The 12,407-nt window shown below is 57.0% G+C and carries 13 protein-coding genes; 6 read left to right on the top strand and 7 right to left on the bottom strand.

Translation table 11 applies throughout. The features are described 5' to 3' along the window. The first annotated feature begins 21 nt into the window (after positions 1–21). Both ACS4NR_RS10685 and ACS4NR_RS10680 read left to right on the top strand, forming a co-directional pair. Positions 22–1,305 carry an NAD(P)/FAD-dependent oxidoreductase gene (locus tag ACS4NR_RS10685; protein ID WP_456020052.1) on the top strand — a complete coding sequence of 428 codons (1,284 nt, stop codon included), beginning with the start codon at positions 22–24 and terminating at the stop codon, positions 1,303–1,305. Positions 1,306–1,715: 410 nt separating this feature from the next. Further along, positions 1,716–2,264, top strand: a complete 549-nt coding sequence (locus tag ACS4NR_RS10680) for a cupin domain-containing protein (protein ID WP_007957093.1) — start codon at positions 1,716–1,718, stop codon at positions 2,262–2,264. 116 nt (positions 2,265–2,380) lie between these two features. Here ACS4NR_RS10680 and ACS4NR_RS10675 read toward each other — a convergent pair whose 3' ends face one another. The 3 genes from ACS4NR_RS10675 to ACS4NR_RS10665 form a co-directional block, all read right to left on the bottom strand. After that, on the bottom strand, positions 2,381–3,061 hold the full coding sequence (locus tag ACS4NR_RS10675; RefSeq protein ID WP_456020051.1) for a hypothetical protein: 681 nt from the start codon (positions 3,059–3,061) through the stop codon (positions 2,381–2,383). 519 nt (positions 3,062–3,580) lie between these two features. Then, entirely contained in the window at positions 3,581–4,021 is a 441-nt protein-coding gene (locus ACS4NR_RS10670; protein WP_456020050.1) for a hypothetical protein, read from the bottom strand. Positions 4,022–4,754: 733 nt separating this feature from the next. Beyond that, the gene (locus tag ACS4NR_RS10665; RefSeq protein ID WP_336838801.1) at positions 4,755–5,042 is read right to left on the bottom strand and encodes a fructose-bisphosphate aldolase; all 288 of its coding nucleotides are present in this window, start codon (positions 5,040–5,042) and stop codon (positions 4,755–4,757) included. Between the two features lie 603 nt (positions 5,043–5,645). On the opposite strand from ACS4NR_RS10665, the gene ACS4NR_RS10660 reads away from it, so the two are divergent. Next, on the top strand, positions 5,646–6,059 hold the full coding sequence (locus ACS4NR_RS10660) for a hypothetical protein (RefSeq protein ID WP_095136569.1): 414 nt from the start codon (positions 5,646–5,648) through the stop codon (positions 6,057–6,059). Between the two features lie 67 nt (positions 6,060–6,126). Here ACS4NR_RS10660 and ACS4NR_RS10655 read toward each other — a convergent pair whose 3' ends face one another. Continuing rightward, complete coding sequence (locus ACS4NR_RS10655; protein WP_456020049.1) at positions 6,127–6,558, bottom strand: hypothetical protein; 432 nt, start codon at positions 6,556–6,558, stop codon at positions 6,127–6,129. Positions 6,559–6,724: 166 nt separating this feature from the next. Here ACS4NR_RS10655 and ACS4NR_RS10650 point away from each other — a divergent pair, with 166 nt between their 5' ends. The 3 genes from ACS4NR_RS10650 to ACS4NR_RS10640 all read left to right on the top strand — a co-directional run bounded on the left by ACS4NR_RS10650 (position 6,725) and on the right by ACS4NR_RS10640 (position 8,716). After that, positions 6,725–7,114, top strand: coding sequence for a hypothetical protein (locus ACS4NR_RS10650; RefSeq protein ID WP_456020048.1), 390 nt, complete (start codon positions 6,725–6,727; stop codon positions 7,112–7,114). Positions 7,115–7,129: 15 nt separating this feature from the next. Further along, positions 7,130–7,552, top strand: coding sequence for an HD domain-containing protein (locus ACS4NR_RS10645; RefSeq protein WP_456020047.1), 423 nt, complete (start codon positions 7,130–7,132; stop codon positions 7,550–7,552). 144 nt (positions 7,553–7,696) lie between these two features. Continuing rightward, a complete protein-coding gene (locus ACS4NR_RS10640; RefSeq protein ID WP_456020046.1) occupies positions 7,697–8,716 on the top strand; it encodes an AbrB family transcriptional regulator in 1,020 nt (339 codons plus the stop codon). On the opposite strand, the gene ACS4NR_RS10635 is transcribed toward ACS4NR_RS10640, so the two are convergent. The 3 genes from ACS4NR_RS10635 to ACS4NR_RS10625 are packed head-to-tail and all read right to left on the bottom strand — an operon-like array spanning position 8,717 to position 12,390. Further along, positions 8,717–9,736, bottom strand: coding sequence for a DUF2955 domain-containing protein (locus tag ACS4NR_RS10635; RefSeq protein ID WP_456020045.1), 1,020 nt, complete (start codon positions 9,734–9,736; stop codon positions 8,717–8,719). Continuing rightward, on the bottom strand, positions 9,726–10,844 hold the full coding sequence (locus ACS4NR_RS10630; protein ID WP_456020044.1) for an HlyD family secretion protein: 1,119 nt from the start codon (positions 10,842–10,844) through the stop codon (positions 9,726–9,728). Before ACS4NR_RS10630 ends, ACS4NR_RS10635 begins: the two co-directional genes overlap by 11 nt. Beyond that, the gene (locus tag ACS4NR_RS10625; RefSeq protein WP_456020043.1) at positions 10,837–12,390 is read right to left on the bottom strand and encodes an efflux transporter outer membrane subunit; all 1,554 of its coding nucleotides are present in this window, start codon (positions 12,388–12,390) and stop codon (positions 10,837–10,839) included. The genes ACS4NR_RS10630 and ACS4NR_RS10625 overlap by 8 nt, the downstream gene beginning before the upstream one ends. Positions 12,391–12,407: the final 17 nt, after the last annotated feature.

Genomic DNA, 12,407 nt, shown 5'->3' with positions numbered 1-12,407 from the left:
CGACCCTCGGAGAACAATAAAATGAAGCAACAACACGTCAACAGCTACTACGCCGCCACGCGCAACGAAGTCATCGACTTCCCGACCCTTGAAGAGTCGGTCGAGTGCGATGTCTGCATCATCGGCGCCGGCTACACCGGCCTGTCCTCGGCGCTGTTCCTCACCGAAGCCGGCTACAAGGTGACGGTGCTGGAAGCGGCGAAAGTCGGCTACGGCGCCAGTGGCCGCAATGGCGGGCAACTGGTCAACTCCTACAGTCGTGACGTCGATGTGATCGAAGAGCGCTACGGCGACAAGACGGCGGAAATCCTCGGCAGCATGATCTTCGAAGGTGCCGACATCATCCGTTCGCGGATCAAGGACTACGACATCCAATGCGACTACCGCCCGGGCGGCATTTTCGCAGCGATGAACAAGAAACAGCTCAACGGTCTGGCCGAGCAGAAGCGCAGTTGGGAACGCTACGGCAACCAGAACCTGAAGATGCTCGACGCCGCTGACATTCGTCGCGAAATCGGCTCCGACGCCTACGTTGGCGGTCTGCTGGACCTGCAGGGCGGTCACGTTCATCCGCTGAATCTGGCCCTCGGTGAAGCAGCGGCCATCGTGCGCCTGGGCGGCAAGATCTACGAGCAATCGGCTGCCGTGGAAATCAAATACGGCGAACCGAACGTTGTGCGCACCGCCAAAGGCCAGGTACGCGCCAAGTACCTGCTGATCGCCGGCAACGCCTACCTGCCGCAAGGTCTGGACAACCGCGTGACCGCGAAGAGCATGCCGTGCGGCTCGCAGATCGTCGTCACCGAACCGCTGACCGAGAAGCAGGCACGCAGCCTGATCACCAACAACTATTGCGTCGAAGACTGCAACTACCTGCTGGATTACTACCGCCTGACGGCCGATAACCGCCTGCTGTACGGTGGCGGCGTGGTCTACGGCGCGCGGGAACCGGATGACATCGAACAACTGATCCGGCCGAAGATCCTCAAGACCTTCCCGCAGCTCAAGGACGTGAAAATCGACTACCGCTGGACCGGCAACTTCCTGCTGACCATGTCACGCATGCCGCAATTCGGCCGCATCGAGAAAAATGCCTACTACATGCAAGGCTACAGCGGCCACGGCGTCACCTGCTCGCACCTGGCCGGCAAACTGATCTCGGAAATGATCCGCGGCGACGCCGAACGCTTCAACGCCTTCGCCTCACTCCCGCACATGCCAATGATCGGCGGCCGCACCTTCTCCGCCCCGTTGACCGCCCTCGGCGCCGTCTACTACTCGCTGCGCGACCGTTTCGGCATCTAAGTTACCTCCCCGGCGGCGGCCCCCAGGACCCCGCCGGTTTTTTAATGCTGTAGCAACACCGCCGATGTCCAAACGTGGGAGCCGGCCTGACAACCGCTACCCAGTTAACTGACACAAAAGAGATCCAACTGTGGGAGCGGGCTTGCTCGCGAATGGGCTCTGTCAGCCAACACACATATCGCCTGACACACCGCTTTCGCGAGCAAGCCCGCTCCCACAGTTGCCGTATTAACAAGGCCAGAAGGACTTTTACCGCACCGTCCATCGAACCTGCTGAGCAACACCGGCAAACGTGATTTAATAGCCGCCTTTCACGGTTCCGGGACACGGGAGCAACGTGATCCGCGCCCCCGGCGCGTCACCCGCCACCCACCCCCATCGCCCTTAAGTCGTTCTCACATAAGGCTGTCATGGATACGGGTTCTCGACTCAAACTAGTACGCGAAAGCTACAAACTCTCCCAGCGCGAGCTGGCCCGGCGTAGCGGCGTGACCAATGCCACCATCTCCCTGATCGAACAGAATCGCGTCAGTCCTTCCGTCAGCTCGCTGAAAAAGCTGCTCGAGGGCATCCCGATGTCCCTGGCCGACTTCTTCACCTTCGACCAGCCCCCGCGCGAACACCAATACGTCTTCCGCGCCAACGAACAACCCGACCTCGGCCGCCACGGCCTGCGCCTGCTGCTGATCGGCGCCTCGGTCCCAAGTCGCCAGATGCGCCTGCTGCGCGAGCAGTACGCGCCGGGCGCGAGTTCGGGGGAAGAGCCGATTGTTCACTCGGAAGGCGAGGAGTGTGGGTTGGTGACGCGTGGCACGGTTGAGTTGACGGTGGATGGGCAGGTGAGCGTGTTGAGTGCGGGGGATGGGTATTATTTTCCGACGACGCTGCCGCATAAGTTCCGGAATATTGGGGCGGATGAGGCGGAGATTATTAGTGCGAATACGCCGGCGAATTTTTGAGGAGAAACCTTCTATTAATTAGGTGTTTGTCTTGAGCTATACGTCTAAAGTTGGTCGAGCCGCGATGCGTTAGCGGCTCTGTAGTTATAGGCATCTATACCTGTGCTAAGTTGAAATTATTCTGTTTTTTGAATAATTTCGCTTTCGATTTCATTAGAAATTCTCTTGGCAATGTCTATGCTGGGTGAGAATATTTTGTTGGTTTCGCACGCTTCTATAAGAATATCCATTCTGTTTTTGACTGTTTCGAGAATGTTTTTACATATTTCGTATTCTAGTTTTAGTGTTCGGTAGGTGCCAAGTGTAATATTTACGTTTTGCCTGCTTATTTTTATATTCTTCATTTGTAGTCGAAATATGGATATTTCTTTTCTGACCTCCTCCTCAATGGATATGTCGCCATTCTTGAGCCGTGTGGAAAATTCCTCAGCGTCGTATCTATACGTATTTATTTCCTTGTCGTCGTTGTAGTTGTCTGTATAGCCGCTCTCGATCATTGCCTTTGCGACTGCTCGATCAAGTTTTAAATTTTTTGTGTCGAGTATGGCTTGAAATATATCTCCAGATGTTTGGACTTTGTTGTTATTTGGTTTTAATAGTTTTTTTGCTTTTTTTATCCATTCTACGGTTGCTTTTTGATGTTTTGGATGCAACTTTCCTGAAGTGGCATGCTTCATTTCCTCAGGTGTTGCTTTTTTAACGGCATTCTGGACTTCGCTAAATTCACCGGAGTCTTCAAGCTCTGCCGGCGTGCAGTAATGTATGTTGTCTACTGCTTTTATTCCTCCGGCGTTCAAACATTCGGCTACAAAGCGCGAACAAAATTGGCTGTTGTTTTTTTTTGGTCGAGGGTCGGTTTTTTTTAGATGATATTATTGCCTCGGAAATGCTGTATGAAGTTCCGATACTGGTTCTTGCATGCATGGTTATAAATTCTAGTGATTCATTCGATAAACTTGTCTTGTGACGAATTACCTTCAGGTCTTTTTCGTTTTTTACGTAGAATCTATTTGGAACTCTTGTGAATACTGAGCCAGACATGGTTGATTCGAATATTGAGTTTTCTAGAAATATCATTGCGTGTGAGTAGTGGCTTCCTGTTTTTATTTTTATGGCCTCGCTATGTGGCTTGTATCCAGCCTCTAGAATTACATCTCCACTTTTTAGCTCCGCTAGATTTAACACGAATCCATCTATTGAGGGCGTAGTCTGCGATTCTTTCATTTTAACCTCTTAGGCAATGCTTTGTGGAAGTGGGATATTAGTCTTGATTGTTGGTGAAGTGACTTGTTGGGTTGGCCATTTGTGATCGATCTTTATGACTTGTCGTTGAAGTCTGCGTTGTAAGAAATAATAAGTGCTGTTTGCGGTAGTCCAAAGTCTTCGAAAGTATTTTTGTGCGATTTTTTTTGTAGTAATTGCCCTTGAGTACATTCGCAGATTTGTCTAACAATATCTGGAAGGTTGGTTTTGTGAGCGGAAAGTAATTTTTGTAGCTCTATATCAGTCCATGGTGTTGTGTTGCTGCTTCTAGAGTTTGATGCTGTTAACGCATCTGAATGCCAAACGCAGGTGGAAAGATCATCCTCCATGAAGTTAGGCTGTTTTCCGTACGAATATTCGCAATAGAACATTTCCCAAACGGCAAGCACGTGTGCTTGCATCGATTGTCTAGTTAGCTGGTCGTGAAAGTGGGATTGCCTCGTTCTTTTTTGAATAGAGTCCCAGTAGTCTTTGTGTGTTTTAATCGAGGCCATTTAGCCTCAAATATTCCAACTTTAAAGTGAGTGGTATTCTCAAATATTATACAGGCGTCTGCTCCGTTTTCCCTTTCTAGGGTCGGGCTTAGAATTTTTACTGTGGCACGTAGGTTTTCTATGTTTCTAGAGTTTATTTCTCGTCTTAAAGCGCCTGTTAAGTTTGACGTGTAGTCGTTCTCAGTTTCTATAATGCCGTCGCTTAGTTCGCTGCGGATTTCTTTGTCTGCCCAGTATGCGCAATTTGCAAGTGTTTCTATTATATCTTGAGGAAATAACATGCTATGTCCCTGTTTTCGGATTCTAGACAAAAAAGTTGACAGATCTAATTTAATAATCTGTCATCTTTATATTTATTTTTTCTTTGGTTTGCCCGCATCACTGCGCTTGTCGCGGATTTGGCCATCGTTGTTCCTAGAGCGGGGATGTTCACCACCGCCAGGTTTTGGAACGTTCACGTTGGGATTAATAGGTCGTCTGTCTGTCATTTTTTCTTCCTTACTTTTTCGAGGATTAGTTAGAAAAATCACAGCCTTGAGTCACTAAATACTCGGCATTTGCTGCTTGCCGAACTGCTGATGGCCTATGGCTGGCATCGAAGCTATCAAATTGATATCCCGAATTCCACAGTCAGTTCTGAGAAAGGAAAGGTGGTTCCTGAGCGGTATGGAGAATTCGCCCTGAGCAAACTCGTAAAAGAGGCGTGATTTCTGTTGCTGGAGCGTTATCAGTCCTAACTAAGGCCCTTAGTCTCCCGCTTCTCTATCACCCGCAACACATCAGCCACATCCTGCACCATGATCCTGGCGATGGTGGTGACGGTACTGATGTCGTGTTCAGCATGATCGGGGAAGTGGACGCAGGCCATGAGGTCCAGATATTTGAGGACTGCATTCAGGCGCTCGCTGACGCAGGCGTGGAGGTCACTCAGTGGCGCGTCGGCATCTACGAACAGGACGGGCTGCTCAGTGGCGGGGTGGGACATATTCGCGTAATTGCGGAGCGGTTTATCCATCGGCATAAGTAAAGTTTCCTCGTATCTGTGAGAAGAGCTACTGCCGCTCGCTGCGAGTCGAAGGGTGGTAGCCATGTGCGGGTTCGCAGACCGAGGATACGAGGAACCCGGCAGACCCGAAGATCTCCCACACACAGCCACCATTGTGCGGTTGTCGGGCGCGATTGCGACCGCCACCGTTTTGGGGGGCGTCAGGTTACTACACGTATCGTCAGGGCTGCGAAACCCTATCGCCAAATTCGTTCAGCGACAGACCCACTCTAGGCACCGATTCCCATTGCCGCAATCAGCCTGTAGGGCACGAACTCACCACGTTTAGCTAAAGAGCTGGCTTCAGTTCGGCGGTGCAACCCACGTAAATCAAGGCCTGCGGCGTATCCGGGAAAAATAACCTGCCGAGTTTGGTGCAGCTTCGCAGTCGAGTTACAACAAGCTCCCTCAATGCGCGCGGTCATTTCCTACGATGTTTTCAGATCCCAAAATCCAGCCCTCATCCCCGCCCCGGAACTTTCCTAAAAAACGATGTCAATTTGATGGCGTGTCGCGACGCTCATTTGAAACGGATAAACCAGTGCCAGGCTGTTTCCTGGCAAGCCAAGGAAGTGTGAGATGAAACTGATTTTTGCGATGTTGTTGATGTTCAGCGGTTACACGTTTGCCAGTTGTTCCAGCATCAGTGACAGCGATCAGCGCAATTATTGCCAGGCCACGCAGGAAGGCAGTACTTGCTCCTCAATCCGGGACAGTGATTTGCGTGCGTCCTGCGAAGCGGAGAAGGGCAGTACTTGTTCGAGCATTCGCGACAGCGACCAGCGCGCTTACTGCGAGGCGAAAAAGGGCAGCACCTGTTCGAGCATTCGTGATTCGGATTTGCGCGCTACGTGTGAGGCTGAAAAAGGCAGTACTTGCTCCAGCATCCATGACAGCGATCAGCGTGCATTTTGTGAGGCGAAGAAGGGCAGCACTTGTTCGAGCATCCGGAATTCGGACTTGCGCAATCAGTGTGAAGCCATGAAGCATTGATTTCCCACCATTTAGAGCAAAAAGGGACACCCATCGGTGTCCCTTTTTCATGCGCGCTCGAACGCCGTTATTTCGCCTTCCAATGCCCACCCCCGTTCTCGCAATCAATCCGCGCCTGCGGCAGATGCTCCACGTCGTAGTAATAGGTGGTCACTTGGGCGTTGTCGGGGATGTTCAGCGCCTTGGCTTTTTTGTCTTTGCTGGTGGAGTGCGGGTTGGCCAGGGATTCCTGGGTGATCGTGGCGATACACGTGGCCTGATAGTGGTCGGCACAATGTTCGACCTTGGTTTTAGTGCTGCTGAGCATGTCTTTGCTTTCGTTGCTGCACGACCAGTCGATTGAGTTGACGGGCATGCCTTCGTATTCGTAGCAGCTGTGGGTTTCCACGGCGGGGACCGAGGCGCTGGAGGATTGGGTCTGGACATCGCAGCCCTCGGCCATGACGCAGGTGGGGATGACGGCGAAGGTGGCGATCAGAAGCAGGAAGCGAGTGTTCATCGGGGTTTCCTCTTCAACGGCGCCGGGTCTGATCGATGATGTTGGCGCTTTATAGTTTCGAGACGGCGTGGAGGAGGGAGGTTCCATCGGGTTTTTGATTTGCTCCTATCGCGTACACTGCGAAACAATCGGAAACATTCAGCGCCCAAGGATTGGAACATTGCCCATGATCGAAATTGGCAGCCGCAATAACGCGACCCCCTCGCAGCATCCATTCCACGACATCTATCTGTTTCACATCGATCCTGCAAAGCCAGACTCGCCTTTCTGTTTCGAGCAGTCGATGTCCGGCGGGCACATGGAACACGGCGGTGCGCGATGGTTGGCGCTGAATGAGCTGGATGCTTGGCCGGGCGAGTGGCGTGAACACCTGAGGAAGGCTGACTGCGCGTGGGTTGCCGAGTTGATCGATGCCCATCCAAATGCCGATCAGTCCACCGTGGTCTCGCTGATTCTTCAACGTCATTCCGGGCCTGCGAAGCCAACCGGACGGCTTGAAGCGATCCGCAACTGGCTCAAACGCAACATCCACGTCGGCGGCCGATACGGCGTTTAACCCACGGAGACTCCCATGACCCAGACCCTCGAACGCGCTATCGCCATCGCTGCCACCGCCCATGCCGGGCAGGTCGACAAGGGCGGTGCGCCGTACATTCTGCATCCGCTGAAAGTCATGTTGCGCATGAGCACACTGGAAGAACGCATCGTCGCCGTGCTGCACGATGTGGTCGAGGATTGCGGCATCAGCCTCGATGATTTGCGCAAGGAAGGTTTCAGCGAAGAGGTTCTGAGCGCTATTGAATCCGTGACCAAAGTGCCGGGCGAGTCCTACGAGGATTTCGTCGACCGCGCGGCGCAGAACCCGATCGGACGGGTGGTCAAGCTGGCGGATCTGGAAGAGAACAGCGACCTGTCGCGGATTGCCTCGCCAAGTTGGGAGGATCTGGAGCGGATCGAGAAGTATCGGCGGGCGATCGGGCGGTTGCGCGCGTAAGAACGAATACCCCCTGTAGGAGCTGCCGAAGGCTGCGATCTTTTGATTTTGTTTTTTAGGATCAAGATCAAAAGATCGCAGCCTGCGGCAGCTCCTACAGGGGATTGATGTCGGGTCAGTTGAATAGCCAGGAAGGCGAAGAATATGAAATCGATTCTGTGTTTGTTGATCGCGGCCGCTGTCGGCGCTGCGTTGCAGGTCAGCGGTGTTCCTCATGGCCTGTTGCTGGGGGCGATTCTTGTCACCGCATTGGTCGCCACCAAGTTCGGGTTTGCCCCCGCGACGCCTTATGGTTTGGGCTACATCCAGGTCACGCTGGGCATCGCCACCGGGCTGATGTTCGAAGCGTGGGACAGTGCGACGGCTTCGGCGATGTTGCCAAGCCTCGGCGTCCTGCTTCTATGCCTAACTGTACAGATCGCCCTCGCCGGATGGTGGCTGACTCGCGGCGCAGGCTGGAATCGCACCGATGCGCTACTCGCGGTGTACCCCGGCGCACTGGCGGCAGTGTTCGATTTGCTGGAGTCGGAAAAGGCTTCGAGCAAGGTCATCATCGTGCACCTGATGCGCTTGCTGTTGATCACGCTGCTGGTGAGCTTTTTGATTCCCGGGCAGGCCTCGGTGGCAATGGTTGAAAACGCTCCGCTGAGCACGGGCATGGCGTTGACCGTGCTGGCGCTGATCGGCTTGAGCGTCGTTATCGGGCGACTGCTTTTGGTGATCGGCGTGCCGGCGCCGTTCATGTTGACGGCGATTCTGCTGACGGCGGTGTTTGTGAAATCGGGATGGCTGCATGGCTTTCACATGCCGGACTGGAGCCTGAATCTGGCGGCGCTGATTCTTGGCGTGCGGATCGGCTCGCGTTTTCAGGGGCTTGGCCTTGCGGAGCTGGGGCGGCATGGTCGCACGGCGTTGGTATCGGTTGGCTTGATGATCGTGGTGGCGGCGGCATTTGCCGAAGTGGCGGCGCGGTGGCTGGGCAGTGATCCGCTGTCGCTGTGGCTGGCGTACATGCCGGGGGCGATCGAGACGATTGCGATTGTCGCGTTTGCCGGCGGGCTGAATGTGGTGTTCATCCTCACTCACCACTTGGCGCGGATGGTGCTGCTGCACTTTGCGCCGGCGTTGTTGGTGCAGATGCGGCGAGTACGGGAACAAAGCTGATTACGCGTTGACGCCGGACCGGTGCGCGACCAGCACATGCATCATCAACGTGCCGTACAGCGTCACCAGAATGAACAACCCCATGCGCACCGCAAATGCGCTGTAGACATCCTTGCCCGCTGCGCTGTCCTCAACGGATTGGCCGAGCAGGATAATCATGGTGATCAGGGTGTTGAGCCAGAACCCCGGGGTGAGTTGCGTCGGGTGCAACCGATAGAGTTTGCGCGCCACCAACAGCCCGAACAGCAGCATCCACAGAAAGAACATCCACAGGTGTACGAACAGGCTCAACGCACACCAGAACAGCACCGCCAGCAGTCCGCCGAGCAAGGTCGAGCCGAGCAGTTCGCGCCCGGCATGGTGGGTGCGGGTGGTGGTGCTTTGCTGGCCGAGGCTGACGGCTTTGAGGATGATCGGCAGGTAGCTGGCGGGGTCGATCAGCACCAGCAGGAAGGTCGGCAGCACGATCAATGTTGCGCGCAACGCTACGCGGGGCACGTCTTCGGCGGGCAGGGCGGGGGCGGGTGGTGACGCGGGACTGTTGGCCGGTTCCGGGAACAGGACGTGGCTCAGGCCAACGATGACGACGGCCAGCAACAGGCCCTTGACCAGTGCGCCGATCACCGCCATCGCCAGCTCGAATGAGGCGAAGCCGGCGGCAGAGATCATGGTCATGCCGATCACCAGGAACGTCATGATCAGCACGTTGCCGCCGCGCAAACCGTAGGTGAACACCAGAAACAGCCCAACACCGATCAGCAGCACGCCGCACACCGGGTAATACCGCAGCAACGGCACCAGCAACAGTCCGAGACTGGTGGTAAGCGCGGCGACCAAAGTCAGTATCAGCGCCATTTTGACTGGCAATGGCCGGGGCATGCTGGCGAGCAGCAACACCGCGAGCACTGGCGACAGAAACGATAGCGGCAAGGCGAAACCGTAACTGGCAGCGGTGCACAACGCCGTGCCGAACGCCAGACGCAAGGCCCGTTGCGCCGGCACGCTGCGCTCAGTAGGCATACGACAGCCAGCTCATTAACCAGACAAACACCCGCCCGAGTGGGTTGAGCAGATTGCCCTCGGTGGGGAAGGCCATGACTTCCGCCTGCCCACCGGCGCGGATCGCGCGACTGTCGATCAGGCGCTTTTTCGCCTCGTCGCTGAACTCGATGATTACCGGAAAACGTTGCGCCGGGCGCAGCCAGTCGCGGCTGTTCTGAATGCTTGGCAAGGTGCCGGGCGCAGGCGTCTGGCCGACGCTCACGCCATAGCCGACGCTGCGCACGCGACCGTCGAGGACTTCGCCGGGCAGCGCGTCGAGGACGATCGCCACCGGGGTGCCGGGTTGCACGCGGCCGAGGTTGTTCTCGGTGAGGTCGGCGCTGACCCACACGTCCTGGATCGTGATCAGTGTCATCACCGGACTGCCGGCAGCCGCGAACTGGCCGACGTCGGTGCGCAGGTCGGTGATCAGTCCCGCCGAGCGCGCGCCGATGCGGGTGTTGGCCAGATCGAGTTCAGCCTTGGCCAGCGTGGCGGCGGCGCTGAGCAGTTTGGCGTTGGTGTCGGTGTTGCCGCCTTCCTGTTCCTGGGCACGCAGCACTTCGGCCCGAGCGGCGGCGACCTTGCTGACCGCCGCTGTATGGTTGGCCCGGGACACTTCAAGAAGTCGTACGGACACCGTGCCCGGATCTTCTTTGTACAAGCCTTCAAGCCGGCGATTGTCCTGGCGCGCCTTGAGTTCATCGGCTTGGGCTGCACGCAGCGACGCCTGGGCCGAAGCGATGCCTGCGGTGCTGGCGCCAACTGTGCGACGGGTGTTTTCCAGATCCGCCCGGGCGCGGTCGACGGCAATCTGCAGCGGCTGTGGATCGAGTTCGAAGAGGATGTCGCCAGCCTTCACGTCCTGATTGTTGCGCACGTTGACCTTGATCACCCGCCCCGCGACTTCCGCCGCTACCGGAATCACGAATGCGCCGACCCGCGCCTGCTGGGTGTAGGGCGTGTAACGGTCGGCCAGCAGGTACCATGCCAGGCTCAGCACGATCAACAGCAGCACCCAGCGGATGCCTTTTTTCGCCGGGTCAGGTTGAACCGGGGCGGGCGCGGGAGGCGTGGCGTTAGTCATGAGGGCTTACCTGCGGTGGAAGGGGATACGCCGGTGGGGCGGGCGGTGCGGTGAGCAAGTCGCCCCAGTGGGTGCGCTGCTGCATCTGTTGTCGGGTGGGCTCATCGACTTGGGGTGCATTGCTTTGCCAGCCGCCACCGAGGGCCTTGTACAGGGCGATCAGGTTGCTCACCGCGTCGCTGCGGCTGACCAGATAGTTGTCCTGCAACTCCAGCAGCGCACGCTGGGCGTCGAGCACCCGTTGAAAGTCCGAATAGCCTTCGCGGTATTGCGTGTTGGCCAGCACCAGCGAACGCCGCGCCGCGCCTTCGGCCTCACGCAAAATACGTTCGCGCTGCAGCGCTTTGCTCAGCCCGCTGGCGGCATCGTCGGCCTCGCGCGCGGCCTGGCGCACTTTGTCGCGGTAGGCTTCGATCAGTTGCTGCAGGCGTGCGTCCTGCACGCGGATGTTGTTGCGGATCCGCCCGTAATCGAAGAGGTTCCAGCGCAAGCTCGGGCCGCCGATCAGGTCGAGGCTGCGCGGGGTGGCGCTGAGGGTGTCGGTGGACCAGACGATGCTGCCGAGCAAAGTCAGCGAGGGGTACAGATCGGTTTCGGCGACCCCGACCAGCGCTGATTGCGCAGCCACGTTCAGTTCTGCCGCCCGCACATCGGGGCGGCGCAGCAACAGGTTGGCCGGGACGTCTTGCAACACCGCGCGATCGACCAGCGGAATCAACCCCGTTTGCTCAGCCAGCAGCGCCGCGCCACCGGGCGGCTGACCGACCAGCACCGCCAGCGCGTTGCGCGTGCGCAGCAACTGATCTTCGAACACCGGAATGCTGCTCAGCGTGCCCAGGTACTGGGTTTTCGCCTGTTGCAGATCGAGTTCGGCGGTCTGGCCGCTGTTGAACAGTTTTTCGGTGATCTCGAAATTGCGTTTCTGCTGGGCGGCGTTTTCCCGGGCGACCCGCAGCCGCGCTTCGGTGGTGCGCAACAGAAAATAGGTGTCGGCGACTTGCGCGCGCAGCAACACCAGAGCGTCTTCGTAGTTGGCCTGGGCGGCGAAGTAACTGGCATCGGACGACTCGATGGCGCGGCTGAAACGGCCCCAGAAATCCAGCTCCCAGCCGACATCGAACGCTGCGCTGTGTTGCCAGAATTGGCGGTTCTGCGGGTTGTTGCCACCGGACTGATGACGGTCGACGTAAAGGCTGTCGACGCCCAGCTGCTGCAGTTGCGGATAGCGGGCGCTTTCGGCGATACCCAATTGTGCGCGGGCCTCGAGCACCCGCAGCCCGGCGATTTTCAGGCTGCTGTTGTGCGCATCGGCTTCGGCGATCAGGCGGTCGAGCACCGGGTCGGCGAACACTTGCCACCACTGGCGCAGGTCTGGTTGCTCGGCGCGTTCACTGGCCTGCTCCAGCGCGGCGCTGTTCCACTGCTTGCTCCAGGCCTCGCCCGGCGGCTGGAAGTCCGGCCCCAGACGTACGCAACCGCTCAAACTCAAGGCGCCGAGCAACAACAGGTGGCCGGGCCGCGTCAGCAGGGCGGTGGTTGCAGGCATTGCGCGTGTCCCGGGTC

The organism is Pseudomonas sp. JQ36 (assembly GCF_053851495.1).
The sequence above is the reverse complement of the archived record's forward strand: the minus strand, read 5'-3'. Positions and strand labels throughout refer to the sequence as shown.